This window comes from Marinitoga sp. 38H-ov (genome assembly GCF_011057715.1).
GTDB lineage: Bacteria > Thermotogota > Thermotogae > Petrotogales > Petrotogaceae > Marinitoga.
The window spans coordinates 151,029-170,957 of the sequence record NZ_LNGH01000002.1 but is presented as its reverse complement, the minus strand read 5'-3'; the positions used below and the strand labels follow the sequence as shown (position 1 = coordinate 170,957).

Annotated in this window: 24 protein-coding genes and 1 tRNA gene; 13 read left to right on the top strand and 12 right to left on the bottom strand. The window is 25.1% G+C overall.

Features of this window, described 5'->3' with window-relative positions:
- Positions 1–6: 6 nt before the first annotated feature.
- The 4 genes from AS160_RS01015 to AS160_RS01000 all read right to left on the bottom strand — a co-directional run bounded on the left by AS160_RS01015 (position 7) and on the right by AS160_RS01000 (position 4,601).
- Positions 7–2,601, bottom strand: coding sequence for a M1 family metallopeptidase (locus tag AS160_RS01015; protein WP_165144113.1), 2,595 nt, complete (start codon positions 2,599–2,601; stop codon positions 7–9).
- Position 2,602: 1 nt separating this feature from the next.
- Complete coding sequence (locus tag AS160_RS01010) at positions 2,603–3,520, bottom strand: DUF4097 family beta strand repeat-containing protein (protein WP_165144112.1); 918 nt, start codon at positions 3,518–3,520, stop codon at positions 2,603–2,605.
- The gene (locus tag AS160_RS01005) at positions 3,520–3,891 is read right to left on the bottom strand and encodes a DUF2089 domain-containing protein (protein WP_165144111.1); all 372 of its coding nucleotides are present in this window, start codon (positions 3,889–3,891) and stop codon (positions 3,520–3,522) included. Before AS160_RS01005 ends, AS160_RS01010 begins: the two co-directional genes overlap by 1 nt.
- 119 nt (positions 3,892–4,010) lie before the next feature.
- Positions 4,011–4,601 (bottom strand): isochorismatase family protein, encoded by a 591-nt coding sequence (locus tag AS160_RS01000; RefSeq protein ID WP_165144110.1) that lies wholly within the window; start codon positions 4,599–4,601, stop codon positions 4,011–4,013.
- A gap of 194 nt (positions 4,602–4,795) precedes the next feature.
- On the opposite strand from AS160_RS01000, the gene AS160_RS00995 reads away from it, so the two are divergent.
- The 13 genes from AS160_RS00995 to AS160_RS00935 all read left to right on the top strand — a co-directional run bounded on the left by AS160_RS00995 (position 4,796) and on the right by AS160_RS00935 (position 15,359).
- Positions 4,796–5,944: an alanine--glyoxylate aminotransferase family protein gene (locus AS160_RS00995; protein ID WP_165144109.1), complete on the top strand. Its 1,149-nt coding sequence runs from the start codon at positions 4,796–4,798 to the stop codon at positions 5,942–5,944.
- Between the two features lies 1 nt (position 5,945).
- Entirely contained in the window at positions 5,946–6,875 is a 930-nt protein-coding gene (locus AS160_RS00990) for a D-2-hydroxyacid dehydrogenase (protein ID WP_165144108.1), read from the top strand.
- Between the two features lie 83 nt (positions 6,876–6,958).
- Entirely contained in the window at positions 6,959–7,141 is a 183-nt protein-coding gene (locus AS160_RS00985) for a ferredoxin (RefSeq protein ID WP_165144107.1), read from the top strand.
- A gap of 107 nt (positions 7,142–7,248) precedes the next feature.
- On the top strand, positions 7,249–8,073 hold the full coding sequence (minD, locus tag AS160_RS00980; RefSeq protein ID WP_165144106.1) for a septum site-determining protein MinD: 825 nt from the start codon (positions 7,249–7,251) through the stop codon (positions 8,071–8,073).
- Positions 8,073–8,366 carry a cell division topological specificity factor MinE gene (locus AS160_RS00975; RefSeq protein ID WP_165144105.1) on the top strand — a complete coding sequence of 98 codons (294 nt, stop codon included), beginning with the start codon at positions 8,073–8,075 and terminating at the stop codon, positions 8,364–8,366. Before minD ends, AS160_RS00975 begins: the two co-directional genes overlap by 1 nt.
- 9 nt (positions 8,367–8,375) lie before the next feature.
- The gene (locus AS160_RS00970; RefSeq protein ID WP_165144104.1) at positions 8,376–8,777 is read left to right on the top strand and encodes a secondary thiamine-phosphate synthase enzyme YjbQ; all 402 of its coding nucleotides are present in this window, start codon (positions 8,376–8,378) and stop codon (positions 8,775–8,777) included.
- A gap of 54 nt (positions 8,778–8,831) precedes the next feature.
- A complete protein-coding gene (locus AS160_RS00965) occupies positions 8,832–10,100 on the top strand; it encodes a cyclic nucleotide-binding domain-containing protein (protein WP_165144103.1) in 1,269 nt (422 codons plus the stop codon).
- A gap of 9 nt (positions 10,101–10,109) precedes the next feature.
- The gene (locus AS160_RS00960) at positions 10,110–11,117 is read left to right on the top strand and encodes a glycosyltransferase family 4 protein (RefSeq protein WP_165144102.1); all 1,008 of its coding nucleotides are present in this window, start codon (positions 10,110–10,112) and stop codon (positions 11,115–11,117) included.
- Positions 11,098–12,105, top strand: a complete 1,008-nt coding sequence (locus AS160_RS00955) for a lysylphosphatidylglycerol synthase transmembrane domain-containing protein (protein WP_165144101.1) — start codon at positions 11,098–11,100, stop codon at positions 12,103–12,105. Before AS160_RS00960 ends, AS160_RS00955 begins: the two co-directional genes overlap by 20 nt.
- 8 nt (positions 12,106–12,113) lie before the next feature.
- On the top strand, positions 12,114–12,950 hold the full coding sequence (locus tag AS160_RS00950; RefSeq protein WP_165144100.1) for a hypothetical protein: 837 nt from the start codon (positions 12,114–12,116) through the stop codon (positions 12,948–12,950).
- 4 nt (positions 12,951–12,954) lie between these two features.
- Positions 12,955–14,115, top strand: a complete 1,161-nt coding sequence (locus AS160_RS00945) for a glycosyltransferase (RefSeq protein ID WP_165144099.1) — start codon at positions 12,955–12,957, stop codon at positions 14,113–14,115.
- A 27-nt stretch (positions 14,116–14,142) separates the two neighbouring features.
- Positions 14,143–14,217: transfer RNA gene (locus AS160_RS00940), tRNA-Val, on the top strand.
- A gap of 23 nt (positions 14,218–14,240) precedes the next feature.
- Entirely contained in the window at positions 14,241–15,359 is a 1,119-nt protein-coding gene (locus AS160_RS00935) for a glycosyltransferase (protein ID WP_165144098.1), read from the top strand.
- Positions 15,360–15,375: 16 nt separating this feature from the next.
- On the opposite strand, the gene AS160_RS00930 is transcribed toward AS160_RS00935, so the two are convergent.
- From AS160_RS00930 to rpsF, 8 genes are all read right to left on the bottom strand, one after another.
- A complete protein-coding gene (locus AS160_RS00930) occupies positions 15,376–15,888 on the bottom strand; it encodes a hypothetical protein (protein WP_165144097.1) in 513 nt (170 codons plus the stop codon).
- Positions 15,889–15,891: 3 nt separating this feature from the next.
- Entirely contained in the window at positions 15,892–16,824 is a 933-nt protein-coding gene (locus AS160_RS00925; RefSeq protein ID WP_165144096.1) for an SPFH domain-containing protein, read from the bottom strand.
- A 12-nt stretch (positions 16,825–16,836) separates the two neighbouring features.
- Positions 16,837–17,265, bottom strand: a complete 429-nt coding sequence (locus AS160_RS00920) for an NfeD family protein (RefSeq protein ID WP_165144095.1) — start codon at positions 17,263–17,265, stop codon at positions 16,837–16,839.
- A 21-nt stretch (positions 17,266–17,286) separates the two neighbouring features.
- The gene (locus AS160_RS00915) at positions 17,287–18,117 is read right to left on the bottom strand and encodes an MBL fold metallo-hydrolase (RefSeq protein WP_165144094.1); all 831 of its coding nucleotides are present in this window, start codon (positions 18,115–18,117) and stop codon (positions 17,287–17,289) included.
- A 19-nt stretch (positions 18,118–18,136) separates the two neighbouring features.
- Positions 18,137–18,586 carry a 50S ribosomal protein L9 gene (rplI, locus tag AS160_RS00910; protein ID WP_165144093.1) on the bottom strand — a complete coding sequence of 150 codons (450 nt, stop codon included), beginning with the start codon at positions 18,584–18,586 and terminating at the stop codon, positions 18,137–18,139.
- A 99-nt stretch (positions 18,587–18,685) separates the two neighbouring features.
- On the bottom strand, positions 18,686–18,913 hold the full coding sequence (rpsR, locus tag AS160_RS00905; protein ID WP_165144092.1) for a 30S ribosomal protein S18: 228 nt from the start codon (positions 18,911–18,913) through the stop codon (positions 18,686–18,688).
- Between the two features lie 12 nt (positions 18,914–18,925).
- A complete protein-coding gene (locus tag AS160_RS00900) occupies positions 18,926–19,432 on the bottom strand; it encodes a single-stranded DNA-binding protein (RefSeq protein ID WP_165144091.1) in 507 nt (168 codons plus the stop codon).
- A 13-nt stretch (positions 19,433–19,445) separates the two neighbouring features.
- Entirely contained in the window at positions 19,446–19,832 is a 387-nt protein-coding gene (gene rpsF, locus AS160_RS00895) for a 30S ribosomal protein S6 (RefSeq protein WP_165144090.1), read from the bottom strand.
- Between the last annotated feature and the right edge of the window lie 97 nt (positions 19,833–19,929).

The following is a 19,929-nucleotide window of genomic DNA, read 5'->3' as shown; positions in this document are numbered from 1 at the left end:
TGTTTTTTATTTAATAGATGTTCTTATTAAAGTATCAAGGGCTGATGAAAATGAAAAAGTTAATGTATATAAATTTTTTGAAGGTATATAATATGTTCCGAATTCAAAATTTATAGGAATATTTTCATCAGTAATAATATAAAATTCTGGTGAAATATTAAATGTTATTCCAAATAAGTTTTCATTATCTATTAGTTTATATATGGCATTTAAATTATAATCCATGTCACCTATTGACAATATGTTAAATATATTTATTCTATTATCTGAATTATCAGAAAAATTAATTAGTTCTAAATTTATTCCATATATTTCTTTTACAAAATTATACAGCATAGGATCATTATCATATAATAACGAAATTTTGTCTAATAACGGATTAAAAATAGCATTATTTGAATATTTTAATTCTAAACTAAAAGAGTTTAATATTGGTAAATAATTATCAAATAAATAAGCAATATCAGCTGTATATGCATTTGTAAATGAATTTTCAGAATTAATAATATAATAACTACCAGTAAAATATAATCCTAAATTGTATAAGTTATCATAAATTATGGTTGGATTTAAATAATAATTGTCTGTATCTGTAAATTCACCGTTTAAAATAAATGTTGTTGAATAAGCTAATGCGTTTGAGAAGCTACCAATATCTAAATCTTTTGGAATTGAAATTTTAAATTGACCTATTAAATTTTGATATGAATAGTATAAACTTTTTAAATAACTCAAATTTAATCCAAACCATGGATTTGGATTAAAGGAAATTTTTGAATTTAATCCTAAATCTAACATATCAAAATTTTCAGAATATAATGAATAATAACCTAGTCCTAAACTATAATATGGGAATTTTTCAAAAGATAGTATTGATGAATTTCGATAATAATTATTAAATTCAAAACTTGTTTTAAAGTTTATTTCATAAGCATCAAATTTTGATATATTATTATTTAGTAAGTTAGACTTTATTAAAATTGGATAATGATTATTATGTCTTTCGACGTCAAAAGTATGCATTTGTGGATCAATATCTATAGCTATTATTTCGTTTTTGTTTAATTCAATGTTTTCTATTGTAATAATTTCTTTAGTTCCATCTTCTGTTAAAATTCTAACTTTTGTTGGAATTTTCATATTATTTAGATCAACAATTATTTTATCTTCTTTGCTTTTTATAGATGCGTCAAAGTTATTTTGATTAAAAAATAAGTCATGTAAAACATCTTTATCAACATATTCTGAAAGAAAATCAATAAAATCATTTTCTGAAGGATTTTTTTCATTATATTTATAATAGTATTCTGAAAGAAGGTGTTTAAATTTCTCTTTTCCTAAAAAATCTTCAAGAGATAACATAGCTCTTTTTCCCTTATTATAATATATATATGAAGTAAAATTTGCAGGTATTTTATCTATATCATCAGTTATAGAATTATTTATATTATAATAATTTAAGTTAAATAATCCATTTTGATCTAATTCTGAAAAGTTCTTTACTAATAATTCAGAAAAACTATCAGTTAAAATATCAGGTAAATAAATATTATATAATCTATCATCGCCATATTTTTCATACATAGAAATTTGAGCTGCATAATCAGCTAAAGATTCACTCATAAAATTATTTTTAGCAAAATCAACTCCAACTCCAATTCCAAACCACATATGAGCTAGTTCATGAGAAACTACATAAAAAGTCATAGGTTCTAATAATCCAGGTAAAAGTAAATCTGCTGTGGTAAAAAAACCGTCTCCTAATAGGAACATTCCATCAGCAGCCATACCATACATTCCTGGATAAGGATCTTGAAAAACATTAATATTTGTATACTTTAATTTTCCAAAATTTATTGTGTGTAATTCTAAAGCTTTAATTACATGTGAAGCCATTATAGCAGATCTTTGTTCTTGCCCTTTTCTATACCATATATTTACTGAATAATCTTTAGATTCTAACTTTAAATTTCTATACGAATCCTTTTTTACAAAAACAATGGGCATAGAAACGTATTTACCTTCAGAAAAATATTTATCATTTATTTTTTTTCCAGATAATATAGGTGCATATACCTTATTATTCTTAACTTTTATCGCAATATTGTGATGAACAAGAGAATAATCACTATTTTTATCAATTAGAATAGGGTACCAACCAAATCTCCAAATAAAAATATCATTAAAAGCTACATTATCAGGAGAACTTTTATCCAAAAAATATGTTTTAAAAGTAATTTTTATAATTTTTTTATTTGTATCAACTTTTAAAATTCCATTTTTCTTTTGATAATCTCTAAATTTTTTTGAATGATAATCTAAAAAAGAAAAATTTAAGTTATCATTATTTTTATCAGTTACACTTATTATTTCAATTCTATTTTTAATCTTTGGTTCAAATAATGCATTAATATATGGATTTTCATGGCTATCTAAATTTGGAAATAATGCAAAATATGGTTCTTCGTCATTTTCTAAAATAACAGTTAATTCACCTAAAATAGCTTTTTCTTTTTCTAATAATTCTATGTTTAAATCATAATTTGCTGAAAATAAGAATACGTTTATAAAAATAAATAGAAAAAAAATTATTTTTTTCATTTTATTCTCCTCCTAAATGTTCTTTTAAAAAGATATAAGCATCTTCCTTTGTATATCCAATATTTTCAAGTAGTTCTATTGCAAATTCCTTATTGATTTTTCCGCTTATATACAACTCTAATATCTTTTGTTCTTCAATAGTTAATAAATTATCATTTAGTAAATTATTATTTTTCTGAACACTGCTATTTTGATTAATAGTTTTCTCATTATTTTGATTTGTTTTAATATTAGTTCTTTCAATAAATAAATCCCCGCTTAATGTGTTAAAAATAATATATCTTTCATCAGATTCTTCAAATTTTACAGGGATATTTGTATTAATATCTCCGGATAAAGATGATTCTTTTTTTAAATAAATTTCTTTTTCTCCATTAATATATAGATGTGCATCTCCAGAAACTGACTTTATTTTTACTAATTTAAAATTTTCGTGCAAATAATCTATTACGCAATCTCCAGAAACTGTTTTTATATAAAATGATTTAATAGAAGAGTTATGAGTTTCTAAATCCCCGCTTGTACCGTTAATAATGAGAGAGTTTATTTTAGAATTATTGATATCTACATCTCCAGATACATTTTTTATATTAAATTTGTCAAGTAATATGTTATTTGCTGAAATATCTGAACTAACAGTATTTATGCGTATATTTAATACATCTTGATTTATATATAAATTAGCGTCTAAATCATTTGATTGAGTAAATTGGAAACCAAAAATTTTTGATAAAAAGCTTTCATTTTTTGGTTTGATATTTATATACCAAACATCGTTTTTTACAAAATTTTCTATTTCAATGTTTTTTGTTAAATCTTCTATTTCAAATGAATTATTAGTACTTGAATTAATAGTAATATCAACATTAACACAATTTATTTCTACATTTGAAAATGTATTATCTGGTTTTAAAATCATTATTTATCACCTCTTCTAAGAAGTTCTTTTGCTTCTTCAGGAGTGATTTCGCCTTTTTCTATTTTTTCTAAAATTAATAAAGTATCAATATTAGATTTTTTCTCTTCAAATCCCATAGCTCTAACTACACCTTCTAAACGAGCCTTAGCTGTTGGATATGAAATTCCAATTTCCTTTTGAACATCAGAAAGATTTCCTCTATTTTTGATAAAAATTTTTAAAAAATAAAGCTGTTCGTCAGATAATTTTGCAAAATCATCTAAATGAAAACTTCCTTTAATAGTAACATCGCATTCTGGGCATTTTAGCTCAGAAATAATAAGCTCTTTTCCACAAACAGGACAATGAGTTAATCTTTTATTTTTCTTCATTTTTTTCACCTTCCTTTTAGGAGTATATATAAATAATACCACCTGACTTTAAAAAAGTCAAGTGGTATTTTAGTATTTTTAAATATAGAATTATAATATTTAATAAAAATTACAATATACTATAATATTTTTATATTGTCTATTAAATTTTCTGAATTTAAAATATATTCCATATCTTTTTCATTGACACTTTTTATATAATCATTTAAAACAACAACTTCAAAATTTTTTTCTAATGCGGTTTTTATTGTTGCTAAAACACAAACGTCACCTGCTAATCCTAAAATAGCTAATTTTTTAATATTTTTTTCTTTTAAAAATTCTTCTAATCCATTTGAATTTTTTAAATTAATGTCTTCATAAAATGCTGAATAACTATCAGTACTTTCAGTAGTTCCTTTTTTTACAAGATAATCGTATTGATTTATAAATAATTCATTACCATATGTTCCTTTTATACAATGTGGTGGCCATGTATTAAAAGAAATATGATTTTCAGGGTGATCATCTTTACTTGCAATTATTAAATAGTTTTCTTTTTTTGCGCTAAATAAAAAGTTGTTTACAGAATTTATCCAATCTTCATTTGTTCCATTTACTGGGAGTTCATTTTCGCACCTTAATGTAAATCCGTTTTGACAGTCGACACATAAAATAGCTGTGTTATTAGAATTAAAATTTAAATCTTTTAATTTTTTTATAATTTCCATAATATCACCTCCAAATATATTCTATAACTCATTATATAAATATATTATACTATAATTATGAGAAAATCATAAATATAATGAAAAAATTTTCATTATCTTAATTAAATTGGATTTATTTAAGAATATACAAGGTTTTTTAAGTATAATAAGTATGGTATAATCACAATGGAAAAAAATATCAAGGAGGGATATAGATGGCAAAAATGATTAGAAAAAATTATTTATTAGCACCTGGACCAACACCAGTTCCTATTGATTTATTATTAGAAGGAGCAAGAGATACAATTCATCACAGAACACCTCAATATTTAGAAATTCAAAAAATTGCTTTAGAAGGAGCAAAATATATATTTAGAACAGAAAATCCTGTATTTATATTATCTTCTTCAGGTACAGGAGCAATGGAAACAGCAGTTGCAAATACATTAAACCCTGGAGATAAAGCAATTGTTGTAGTAGCTGGAAAATTTGGAGAAAGATGGATGGAAATATGTAAAGCATATGGAATAGATCCTATTGTTGTAGATTTAGAGTGGGGAGATTATGTAAGACCTGAAACTATTAAAGAGTTATTAGAAAAAAATCCAGATACTAAAGCTGTATTTACTACATTAAGTGAAACATCTACTGGAACAGTTCACCCAATTAAAGAAATTGCTGATATAGTTAAAGAAACAAATGCAATTATAGCTGTTGATGCGATTAGTGGTATGCTAGCTCAACCATTAGAAATGGATGCTTGGAACTTAGATATAGTTGTAACTGGAGTACAAAAAGGATTTATGATGCCTCCAGGTATTGCGTTAATAAGTGTAAGTGAAAAAGCTTGGAAAGTTATTGAAGAAAATAAAAATCATCATTATTATTTTGATTTAAAAGCTTACAAGAAAAAATATCCAGATTCACCATATACACCACCAGTTAATTTGGTATATCAATTAGCAAAATCTGTACAAATGATAGAAGAAGAAGGAATAGAAAATGTTTGGGAAAGACATAGAATAATGGCTGATGCTACTAGAGCAGCTGTTCAAGCTATGGGATTAGAGTTATTTGCTAAAAATCCTGGTAATGTTTTAACATCAATAAAAGTTCCTGAAGGTGTTGATGGAGGAAAGATATTAAAATATTTAAGAGATGAAGAAGGGGTAACATTTGCAGGTGGTCAAGAACATTTAAAAGGTAAAATTATTAGAATTGCACATTTAGGTTATATGTCAAAATATGATGTTATAGTTGGAATTAGTGCATTGGAAATGGCATTGAAAAAATTTGGATACGATGTTGAATTAGGTTCTGGTGTAAAAGCTGCTCAAGAAGTATTTATGAAAGAAGGTGTTTAATATGTGGATACATATTAATGACCCATTAGATTCAGAAGCTACAGAAAAATTAAAAAATGCATTACCTAATGCAAAAATTACAATAGAGCATTTTGAACAAGGTGTGTTAAAGGAAAAAGTTAAAGATTTTGATGTTTTAGTAGTTAGAAGCGCAACCAAAGCTACAAGAGAGATTATCGAAAATGGTAAAAATTTAAAATTAATAGCTAGAGCGGGAATGGGTTTAGATAATGTTGACTTGGAAGCTGCTAAAGAAAAAGGAATAAAAGTAATAAATACACCTGGAGCTAATTCTTTATCTGTTGCAGAACTAGTTGTTGGTTATATATTGGCAATTTATAGACATATTGTTACTGGTACAGTTACTTTAAGAGAAGGTAAATGGGAAAAGAAAAACTTAAAAGGCTTTGAATTAACAGGAAAAACATTAGGTATAGTTGGATTTGGAAATATTGGTAAATTAGTGAGAAAATTAGTTACAGGTTTTGATATGAATGTTTTAGTTTTTGATGTTTTTGAAATTCCTGAAGAAATTCAAAAAGAACATAATGTAAAACAAGTTTCACTAGAAGAATTAATTAAGAATTCTGATATTATTACATTACATGTTCCATTAACTGATAAAACTAAACATTTAATATCTGAAAAAGAGTTTGAAATGATGAAAGATAATGTAGTTATTATTAATGCTGCACGTGGTGGAGTGGTTGACGAAGAAGCATTATTAAAGTATTTAGAAAATGGTAAAGTGTTAGGAGCTGGATTAGATGTATTTGAAACTGAACCACCAAAAACTGATGTCCAAATGAAATTGTTAAATCATCCTATGGTTGTTGGTACTCCTCATATTGGGGCTACAACAAAAGAGGCACAAAAAAGAGTAGGATTAGAGTTAGTTGATAAAATAATAGAGTTTGTTAAGAATGCGTAATTTGTTAAAATAACTTAATATATTTTGAGAAAATTTGAGTTATAATAATACAGTGATTATTTTATGAGATGGAGGTGTTTAGGGTGAAAGTATTTGTAGATCAAGACGCATGTATCGGATGTGGAGTATGTGAAAATTTATGTCCAGATGTATTCAAAATCAATGATGAAGGTAAAGCAGAAACATTAATGGCTGAAACAGATTTACCTTGTGCACAAGATGCAGCAGATTCTTGTCCAACACAAGCTATTTCAGTAGAAGAATAATCACATTATGGCAGCCCGCAAGGGCTGCTTTTTTTTATTTTGATATTTTAAAAAAATATTGTATAATATGGATGAAATAAAACATATGTGTATATGGAGGGGCAAATATGAAAAAAAGCAAAGTTATAGTAGTTACCTCGGGGAAGGGAGGGGTAGGTAAAACTACTATCTCAGCTAATATTGGAACATCTTTAGCTTTATTGGGGTATGATGTTTGTTTAATTGATGCGGATATAGGATTAAAGAATTTAGATTTAGTGTTGGGATTAGAAAATAGAATTGTATATACTATATTAGATGTTATAAAAGGTGGTAAGTCGCCTTTAGAAGCTGTAGTTAAACACAAGCAAATAAAAAAATTAAATTTATTAGCTTCTTCACAAATTGCTAATAAGGATATGATATCTCCAGATGATATGAAAATGATTATAAACGAATTATCAAAGCATTTTGATTATATAATAGTTGATTCTCCAGCGGGTATTGAAAGAGGATTTAAAAACGCTGTAGTTGCAGCTCAACATGCAATTGTTGTAACCACTCCAGAGTTAACTGCAATAAGTGATGCGGATAGGGTTATAGGATTATTAGAAAATGAAAAATTTAGTGAAGATAGAATATCTTTAATAGTAAATAGAGTGAAAATGCATATGGTTAATAAAAATGAAATGCTTTCGCCAGAAGATATTAGAAATGGACTAGCTGTTGAATTATTAGGTATTATACCTGATAGCGAAGATATTATAATTGCTACAAATAAGGGAATACCAATTACATTGGAAGACAGTTCAAAAATTTCTAATATATTTATGAATATAGCTCAAAGGATTTCTGGAAAGGAAAATCCTATAGATAATGATTTTGCATTGTTAAAGGAAAATAGTAAAAAAGGCTTTAAGGGATTCCTGCAAAAAATGTTTGGTGGCAGGTGATGATGATGGGTTGGTTTAATTTTGGAAGAAAAAAAGCAAGTAGAGATGTAGCCTTAAAAAGAATGCAAAGTTTAGTTGGCGGAAGAAGAGAAAATATTTCTAATATATCTAGAAATTCTGGAAATGTTGCAGTAGTTGATAGATATGATGTATCAATAAACACTAATGAAATAACTAAAGTTATTAGAGATTATGTTAGAAAAAAAGCAAAAATAGATGATAAAAATGTAAAAATTCATATTAGTAAAGATGAAAATGGATATACTATAGTAACAAATATATTTTTTAGATGAGGTGAAAGAATGTTAAAAGAATTCACATTAAATACTTCATCTAGAAGTGAGTTTATTGATATAACAAATGAGATAAGAAATTTTATTAAAGAAAGTAAAATAAATAATGGAATAGCAATAATTCATATCCCACACACTACAGCGGGGGTAACGATTAATGAAAATGCTGATCCATCAGTTAAAAATGATATGAAACAATTTCTTAATAAGTTAATACCAGAGGAACCATATTTTAATCATTTTGAAGGAAATTCTGATTCTCATATAAAATCTACATTAGTAGGTCCGTCATTAACTTTGATTATAGAAAATAATGATATTTTATTAGGAACTTGGCAGTGTGTATATTTTTGTGAATTTGATGGACCAAGAAGAAGAAAGTTTTACGTTAAAATATTTAGAGATAAATAATCCCTCGTTTTGAGGGATTATTTTGATATAATATATTAATTTGGAAGTGATAAAATGCAAGAAATATTATATACACCTGAAAAAATACTTATAAACGAAGGAGAAATAAATGAATATTTAATTTTATTAAAAGAAGGAAAATTAGAAACATTTTCTAATTTTTGTGATTATAAAGCAATTGAAAATAACGGTATTTTTGGAAGTGAAATTATTTTACCAGGAATAAAATCATTTGAATCAGTTAGAGTTGTTGAAAATAGCAGAGTTGTTTTAATGGAAAAAGAATTGATAGAAAAATTTTTACTTTCAAATTATAGTTTGATAGTTTATTTAATAAAAAAATATATTTCAAAAATTATTAGTTTAAATAATAAGATGTTTAATTCTATGAAAAATGAAAACGAAAATATTGCTGATAAAAATTTATCTAAAGAAGAAATATCTAAGAAATATTTAAATATTTATAGAAGAAAGAAATTTAACCATATTGAGGATGAAGAAATAAAAAAATACTTTAAAGCAAGAAATTTATTTAATAAAGGTAATATAAAAGAAGCTTTGGAAGAATTAAAGAAGATACATTATTCAGAGTTTGATATATACTTCCAAGCTGAGATTGAAATTTGGAAATATTTATGTACAATTTTATTGTTTCCGGATAAAAAATACTATTTAGAAAAAACATTAAAGGAGAAATACCATTTTATTAGAGAGTTATTTTCATTTGAAATTTTTGAAAGGATTATAACAAATTCTCATTTGGAAAAACCTTTAGTAACTTATTTAAAAAGTGGGTATTTGATTCCGGCAAATACTGTTTTATTTTATGAGGGAGAATTTGGAGAATGGGCATTTATGATTTTATCAGGAAATGTAAGGGTATCTAAAATTAATGCCGAAGAGGAAAAATTACTTGCTATATTATCAAATGAAGAAGTAGTAGGGGAAATTGCATGTTTTAAAAATGTATTAAGAACAGCAACCGTATTTACATCTACTCCTTTACAGATAATTATAATTGAAAAAGATAATTTAGATGAATTAGTAAAAGGAAATCCAAATTTCGGTTTAAAAATAGTGAAGAATCTTATAAAAAGGTTAGATTTTGAAAGATATTGGAATTCGCCATTGTCTTTTGAAGAAAAATTAAACTATATGATAAAAAAATATGGTAAAAATATATTGAACAGTTCAAAATTAAAATCTGAAGAAATATATGATTTATTTAGATTGAATAATATTAATAAAAATGAATTAGTAAAATATCTTTTTAAATCGAATATAGCTACTTTGAGGCCAGATGGTACATTAAAGTTTTTATAGGAGGGAAAAATGAAAGTTCTATTATATTCTGAAGGAAAAAGTTTATTTAATGTTTCTGGAGTTGGAAGAGCTTTAAAGCATCAAATGGAAGCATTGGATTTAGCAGGAGTGGATTTTACATTAGATCCAAAAGATGAATATGATATAGCTCATGTAAATACAGTGGGTATTTTAAGTGAAAAAGTTATAAAACAAGCAAAAAAAAGAAATAAAAAAGTTATAGTTCATACACACACAACATATGAAGATTTCAAAAATAGTTTTATTTTAAGTAATCAATTAGCTCCTATTTTGAAAAAAAGGTTAATAAATATATATAAAATGGCAGATCTATTAATTTCACCATCTGAATATACTAAGCATTTAATTCAATCATATGGAATAAAAAATCCTATAGAAGTTGTTTCTAATGGTGTTGATACAAATAAATTTAATTGTGAAAAGTTTAAAGAAAAAAATTTTAAGAAAAATTTAAATTTAAAAGGACCATTGATTTTATCAGTTGGATTACCTTTTGAAAGAAAAGGTATTTTAGATTTTTATAAATTAGCAAAAGAGTTGCCTTATTATAACTTTGTTTGGGTAGGTGCAAAATTAAATGTAATACCTAAAAGGATAAAAAAGATATTAAAAAATGAATTACCTAATTTATTATTTCCAGGTTTTTTGTCAGATGAAATGTTAATGTCGGCATTTTGTGAAGCTGATATATTTTTATTTCCTAGTTATGAGGAAAATGAAGGTATTGTGGTTTTAGAAGCTTTGTCATCAAAAACACCATTAATTATTAGAGATATACCTGTTTATAATAATTGGCTTAAACACGGAGAAAATTGTTTAAAATCAAAAAATTTAGAAGATTTCATAAATAATATAAATTCTATTATAAACAAAAATATTAATGTTGAAAAATTAAGAGAAAATGGAAGAAAAATCGCAGAAGAGAGAGATTTAAAAATAATAGGGTTAAAGCTTAAAAAAATATATGGTGATATATATGAAAAAAAAGAAAAATGATATTATAGGTATAATTTCTTCAATTCTAATAGGAATATTTGTGATAATATTTTTAGAGAAACTATATAATACTAGTATAATTAATGAAATAAAAAAATTAAAATTAGCTGATATTGCTATAGTTTTTTTAATTTATTTTATTGGATATATTATTGATACTATTAGATATAAAATCATCTTAAAACAATTTGAAACAAAAATCAGTTTTTTTCAGTTATTGTATAATAATGTAATGGGATTGTTTTTTTCATCAATAACCCCCTTTGCTGCAGGAGGACAACCTTATCAAATTTATCATTTGAATAAGCATGGTCTTGATATTGAACATTCTACTAACATAGTTGTTTCAAGATTTATAACAGCAATGATACTTAATTTAGTAATAGCATTAACCTCATACAGAAAGGTCATAAATTCTTTATACGGAACGACAATTGAATCAGCGCTTATTAATATTGGATTAATTGTTTCATTTGTGATTACAATATTAATAATGTTGGTATTTATAAATTCTAATATTATTGTAAATATGATTGATAATTTCAAATCCAAGAAAATTAAAAAGCTAAAAGACAAATATTTAAAATGGTCAAATAATTTGAAAGTAAGTATTAAGTTTCTTTGGAGTGAAAAGTTACATATAATGATTTTAGATATTATTTTAAATATAATAATTTTATCTTTGCAATCATATGCTTTATATTATTTATTTTTGAAATATGCCAATTTAAACAATAATTTTAATAATTTTATAATTGTTTTTGGTTCTATGATGTTGTTAAATATGGTTGTATATTATATACCTACACCAGGAGCTAGTGGAACAATAGAAGCTACATATCAATTAGTGTTTTCTTCAATATTAAAAATACATAAAGGCGTTTTTTTATCTATTATAGGCTGGAGATTTGCAACGTATTATCTACAAATCTTATTTGGAATATTATTAAGAATTTTTGTAAAAACATTTATTAAAGAAGAAAATTAGGAGGGAAAATGAGAAATTTAATAGTTACAGCATGTAATGAAAAATATGAAAAATTTTTATATAATGATTGGTATATGTCGTTAAAGAATAATGTCAATCTTTACAATATAGACATATTAATTATTGATTTTGGTCTAAGTGAAAATATTATAAATAAGTTAAAGAAGGAAAAAAATATAATTATAAAAAAGGCTAATACTAAAGGTAATATTGTAAATGCACGATTTTTTGAATTATATAAATTTTTAACTGAAAACGTTAATTATAAAAATATTTTAAGTTGTGATTCTGGAGATATAATATTTCAAAATGATATTTCTAAAATATTAAATTCAGAAATAATAAATTTTATGGCAGTATGCGAAGATATAAAGCCACCAATGGATATAATTTTAAATAATGATAATATATCTAATGATTTAAAAAAAGATATTAAAGATTTATTAGAAAACAAAAAAATGATAAATGCTGGAGTTATTTTTGGCAATAGAGAATCTTTTATTTCATTACTAGAATTTATTATTAATAATATTAGAGATTTAAATGTATGGGGTTTAGATCAACTATTGATTAATTATTATCTATATAAATATGGATTTAAAGAATTAGATGATGAATATAACTTCATTCCTACCACTCATATAAGTTCTTTTGATATAAAAGATGGAAAAATATACAAAAGTAATGGGGAATTAGTATCTATTGTGCATAATGCTGGAGGAAAATCTTTTTTTAGACCATTAAAAAATTTTGGATATAAAAACAATAAGATTAGATTAAATAAAACTTTAGTTAAATCTTTGAGATTTGTGTATAAAGTTTTTAATAGAAATAAAGGGGTGTGAAATAATGAATATAGGTATATTTTCAGATGTATACTTCCCTCAAAAAAATGGTGTTTCAACTGCAGTAAAATTATATAAGGAAGAAATGGAAAAACTAGGACATAATGTATATTTATTTGTTCCTAAATATTCAAAAGATTATAAAAGAAGTGAAAAAAATGTATTTGAATTTCCTGCAATAAAGTTTTTATTTGAAAAAGAACAAAGAATAGCATTACCTATATCTACAGATATTTTTAAGATTAAAGATTTAAATTTAGATATAATTCATTCACAAGATCCTTTTTCTATGGGGATATTTGCAGAGTTTTTAGCAAAATTATTAAAAATAAAACATGTTGGTACTCATCATACTATGTATGAATATTATAGAAACTATTTACCTTTGATTATCAGACCGACTTTAAAACAAACACAAAGAATGATTAAAAATTGGTGCTTAAAATTAGATAAAGTAATCTCACCAACTAATAATATTAAAGAATTATTAGTTAGTTATGGTGTTCCAGATGAACACATAGTAGTAATACCTACGGGAATAGATATTAATAAATTTAATAATCCAGTTGAATGGGATATTAGAAAAGAATACGATATTTCTTCAGAAGAAAAAATAATATTATTTGTTGGAAGACTTGGCCCTGAAAAGAATATAGATTTTTTAATTAAAGTCATTCATAAAGTATATCATGAGGAAAAAAATATAAAATTTGTTATTGTTGGAGATGGTGTTGAGAGGGAAAAATTAGAAGATATTGTAATTGATTATGATTTACATGAAAAAGTCATCTTTACAGGAGGGCAACCTAGAGAAAAAGTGTTAGATGCCTATAAACAAGCAGATTTATTTATATTTGCCTCCTATACTGAAACACAAGGTTTAGTTGTGTTAGAGTCTATGGCAGCTGGTACACCTGTAGTTGCATTGGGGAAAATGGGAGTATATGATTTATTGAATCATGAAAATGCCGGAGGAATAATGATTGAAGAATTAAATGAAGATGATTTTTCTCATGAGATATTAAGAGTATTGAGAAATAAAGATTTGCATAAAAAATTATCAGAAAATGCAATTAATTTTGTTAAAGAAAATTATTCAATTGAAGTATCAGTAAAAAGAATTTTAGAAGTATATGAAAACCTTTTAAATATTGACAAAAAATAACTTTTATGATAAAATAATCTTGGTAGTGGGTGCTTAGCTCAGTGGGAGAGCGCTTCCTTGACGCGGAAGAGGTCGCAGGTTCAATCCCTGCAGCACCCACCATTTTTTTATAAAGGGGAGAAATTATGAATATTCTATTTCTTTCAATTGTTTTTTCAATGATTTTTCAATTGTTAGGTAAATATTTAAACTTATACAGGACATTTATGGCAAAAAAATATATTAATGAAAAAGATTTAAAGGTATCAATAATTATTCCTGTTTATAATGAAGAAGAAGTAATTGAAAAAAGTATAAGAACTATTTTAAATAATACGTGCGATAATTTTGAAATAATAGTAATAGATGATAATTCAAAAGATAATACATATGATATTGTAAAAAATATAAAAGATGATAGAGTAAAAATTTATAAAAAGTTAGGTGCAAAAGGTAAAGCCCAATCTATAAATGAAGCAATAAAATATATAGATGGGGATGTAGTTTTGTTTTTAGATGCTGATACGTTATTACCAGATAACTTTATAGAAGAACATATTAAATATTTTTCTAATGAAAAAGTTAATATGATTTATGTTGACTTTGAAGCTTATAATTATAGGAATAAAATGATATATGATTTTCAAGAAATTTATTTTGAATTTGCTAGAAATATTTTATATTCGAATTTGTTTTCTAAAGCTGTATTTATGGGGAATGGGGTTTTTATTAGAAAGAAAATATTAGATAAAGTAATACCTCTTAAAGATGAAACACTTGTAGATGATGTTAATTTATATATTAAATTAAATCAAATAGGAATTTCTCAAAGATTTATATTAGAACCTAAAACTAAAATTCAATATGCTACAAATTTTAAAGATTTATTTTTTCAACACAAAAGATGGTATGTAGGAGGTTTAACGGAATTATTTGAATTTGCTGCTAAAGGTAATAAAAATTTATGGTGGGTAATATTTATTATTCTTTTTGTAATATTCTTTCCTATAATCACTATTATTTTTTCACTATTTAAAGGATATTTGATACTCAACTATTTATTTAAATTCTTGGTTATAATCTATGGGATTATTGCTGGAACATTATTTATAAGTAAAAATATTCGGTGGAATAGGTATTTATTTAATTTGATTATAACAATACCTTTTATGTTATCTTTTGAATATGTGATTTTGATTTATTCTTTTATTTCATTAAAAAATAAGGAAAATAAATGGTATAAAGTTAAAAGAGAAAAAATATAATGGCCAGTGATGGCCATTATATTCTGGATATTTTACCAAAATTTGTATTCTTAACAATTCCAGCAATTAATAAAAATAGAATTATGTAAAAGAATTCTGAAAAGTTATTTCCCATAGTTACCCAAAAAGGTAGTTTGTTCAATAAAAGAATTAAAGCAATAGAATAAGAAAATCCTTCCAAACCTCTCAAAAGAATTCGTTTCATTAAAAATTTATAAAAATATGATTCTCTAGTATATCCAAAAGATAAAATCATAGACCTAAATCTACTATCAAATTTATCTTTAGCAGTAATAAAAGATCTAACATAAAAAATAATTAATATAATATATAATAGAAAATTTGATAATTTGGAATTTTCCACCTTTAAAATATTTATTATAATAACCGATAAAGTAAATACATAAGTATTCATCATTTCAAAAAAATAAGGTATTTTTTTATTAGTAATAATATAATATTGTGCAATAAAAAAAGCTATAAAAGATGCTATAAAACATTCAAATAATATATAAAAAAGATAATACATATATTACTCCTCTCTATTACCTTTTATATTCTGATTTTTGTTTTCTATATCAGCTTTTGCTTCAAAAATTGTAGCAACTGAACCTAAAACTCCAACTACATCATAAGGAATAAATAATTTTGAAGCATTTCCGTTAGCAATATCTTTAAGAGCTTCTAAATATTTTACAGTTAGTAGATCTTTAGTAGGTTTCCCTTCATGAATAGCATTAAATACGTTTATAATGGCCTGTGCTTGACCTTTAGCCTCGACTTCATATTTGTATTTTTGAGCTTCTGCAACTCTTTTTACAGATTCTGCTTGACCTTCAGCTTTTAGAATTGCAGATCTTTTGTCCCCTTCAGCTCTTAATATAGCAGCTTGCTTATAACCTTCTGCTTCTAAAACGGCAGCTCTTTTCATTCTTTCGGCTTTCATTTGTTTGCTCATAGCTTCCATTATATCATTTGGTGGATCTATTTTCTTTATTTCAACTCTAGTGACTTTTACTCCCCATTTATCTGTAGCTTCATCCAAAACTTCTCTTAGTCTAGTATTTATCATTTCTCTTGAAGTTAAGGTTTGATCTAACTCCAATTCCCCTATAACATTTCTTAAATTTGTTTGAGCTAATTTAATTGCAGCAATTTCGAAATTATTAACATTATATATAACTCTAAAAGATTCTGTTACTTCGTAATATATTACAGCATCAACAGTTACAATTACATTATCTTTTGTAATAACTTCTTGTGGAGGAACATCAATAACTCTTTCTCTCATATCAACTTTAATTAATCTATCAAGAAAAGGTATAATAAATTGTAAACCAGGCTGAGCTTCTCTATGGAATTTACCTAATCTTTCTATTAAACCTTTTTCATATGGTCTAATAATTTTTAAACTAGTAGATGCTAAAAATAATAAAAATAAAGCTATAATACCATAATAAAACATAATACCCCCTCCTTAAGATATTTTCTTTACAATTAAAATATTAGATTCTCTTTTTAAAACTATTATTTTATCCCCTTTATTTATATTTCCTTCATCAGAGTACGCTTTCCATTCCTCGCTATAAACTTTAACGATTCCGGGTTCTTCAGTATTAAAATCAGTTAATGCAATTCCTTTTTTTTCAATCAATTCATCTAAATGAAATAATTTAGTTTGTTTTGGTTCTAGCCATTTTTTAACAATTTTTTTAGAAAATAACCATAGTATTGCAGATAATATAATAAAAACTGCTGATGTAATAAACTTGTTTGTAATAAATATACCTAAAATTGATGTAATAAAAGCACTAATACCAAACCATAAAAAAAAGAATGAAGGAGTTAATACTTCTAATACTATAAAAATAATCCCCATAATAAGCCAAAATTGCCATTCTAACATTTTATCCCCCCTTTTTTATTTTTATATTATAGAGATCTCTTCAGGGTGAACAATATGAAATTCTATATTATCAAATTCATTTTTTAAATCTTTTAATATTTTATCAATTAATTTATTATACCTACTAGACACATGATATAATATAACTTTTTTTGGTGATATTTGTTTTAATAAAACCTTTATTTCATCTAAAGAAGTATGATTCCTTAATTTTCTATCAGATTCTTTTATGAATGTACATTCATGTAATAGAATATCAGAATCTTCTATTATATCAGGAGATATTGGCAAAGAATCTCCGCTAATAGTAATTAATTTTTTTGTGTATTCTTCTGTAATATAATCTTTTCCATAATCACTTACAAGTTTTTTAATTTTTTCACCTGATAAATTAATGAATTCGTTTTTTAATTTTTTTCTTTTTTCAATAATTTGAAATCCTAACGATTTTTCTCCGGGGGTATGTCTAGTTTTAAAGGCACTTAAAAAACGATTGTTTCTTAATTCTACAATATCATTGTGTTCAATCTCTTTTATAGTTATATTAAATCTAAGATGTCTATTCATGGATTTAATAAAATTTAGATATTCAGATATATTTTTTGAATTTTTAGGAAAATATATTTCTAAATCTTTTTCTCTGCTTCCCATAGCATTATTTCTGGTATTAATAAATCCCCATAATCCTGCAATATGATCAACATGTGAATGAGAAAGAAAAATTTTTTCTATACTATATATTTTATTTCCTAATGCAGCACTTATGCCTTCACCGACATCAAATAATAATCTATCTGGTTTATAATAAATCCATGTTGTATATAATGCTTTTGAACGTATTATAAATTCCAATATAATTCACCATCCATATCTATTCCAGTGGCTCAACTTTCAATTTGATTTCACCTTTTACACCTTCTGGTAATTTAACTTTTAATGAATATAATCCAATTTCCTTTATATTAATTTTTTCATCAAACCATCTTTTATCAAATTCTAAATTTGTAGATTCTTTTATCAATTTAGCAACATCATTTGCAGTAATTGAACCAAATAGTTTACCATTGCTACCAGATTTAATTTTTATTATATAAACTCTTTCTTGCAATTTTTTCAACAATTGTTCATTTTTCTCTTTTCTTTTTTGTTTTACTTCATTTTTAACTTCTTGGATTTTTTTAACATGTTTAATCTCTCCTTCTTTAGCTTCTACTGCTAATCCTCTTGGAATTAAAAAATTTCTTCCATAACCATCAGAAACCTTAACAATTTCACCTTTTTTTCCAACTTTAGCAACATCTTTTAATAACATAACCTTCATATTATCGCCCTCCTAATCATTTTAATTTAAGTATACCACAATTGTTTTAAAAAATAGTTTTCAATTATTAAAAAAAGAAGGAGGCAACGCCTCCTTCTATTATTCGCTTACAAAAGGTAATAAAGCCATTTGTCTTGATCTTTTAATAGCTGTTTTAACCATTCTTTGATGTTTAGAACAATTTCCATTTAATCTTTTTGGAACAATTTTACCTTTTTCGTTCATGAAATCTTTTAATAAATCTGTATTTTTATAATCTATATATTCAACTTTCATTGAGCATAATTTACATTTTTTAACTCTTCTAGGTCTTCTGTTAAATGCCATTTTATTCACCTCCTAAAAATTTGGTGGAGTATCATCATCTGGATTTACATCGTCAATTGGAAAAAACTGTGGAAAATTATCATTTGAGAAATCATCCAAATCATCAGATACTTCATCTATTGTCGGTTCAATAACTTCTATATTTGAATTATTTTCAAAATTATCTGTTATATATGCATCTCTGCTAGCTTTTGATTCCATAAATTGTATTGCTGATGCAGAAACTTCAGCTCTTTCCTTATAATTATTGTTTTGGTCTCTCCAAGTATTAATTCTTAGTGATCCTTCCACTAAAATTAATACACCTTTTTTTAAATAATTTTCAGCAAATTCAGCTCTTTTCCCAAATACTACAATTCTTATAAAATCTGTTTTTTGACCATTGAAATCGCTGTTCCAATTAGGTCTATCAACAGCAATAGTAAAATTTGCCACTTTGTCACCAGAAGTAGTCATCCTAACTTCCGGATCGCGAGTAAGTCTCCCAACTAAGATTACTCTATTAAATGAATAACTCATATTTTCATCCCTATCATTCTTCTGTATTTACAGGTTCTTCAACAACGACTTCTTGATTTTCAACAGCTTTATTTTCTTTATTTTTTTCTGCTTTTTCTAAATCTTCTCTTCTAAATACTTGCCATCTAAATGTATTTTGGCTATTAATTCTAAATAATCCATCCAATTCATTAACTTTTTCAGGAGAAGCTTTGAAAATACCCCAAGTATAATCTCCTTCAGTATATCCTTGATGGGTTCTATAAGCTAATTTTCTCATACCCCATCTTTCCCAGTGTTGAACATTTCCTCCAACTTTCTCTTCTATCCAACCTTTAACCTTTTCAACTTCCGCGTTTCTTGCTTCTTCTGATAATTCAGGAGAAACAATAAACATAACTTCGTAAATTCTTTCCTTCATACTACACCTCCTCGGACAATTTTGGCCCTTTAAAAGAGCGGAATTTTTTTCCATAGTATTATACCAAAAAAAATTCTAAATAAAAAGAATTTAACAT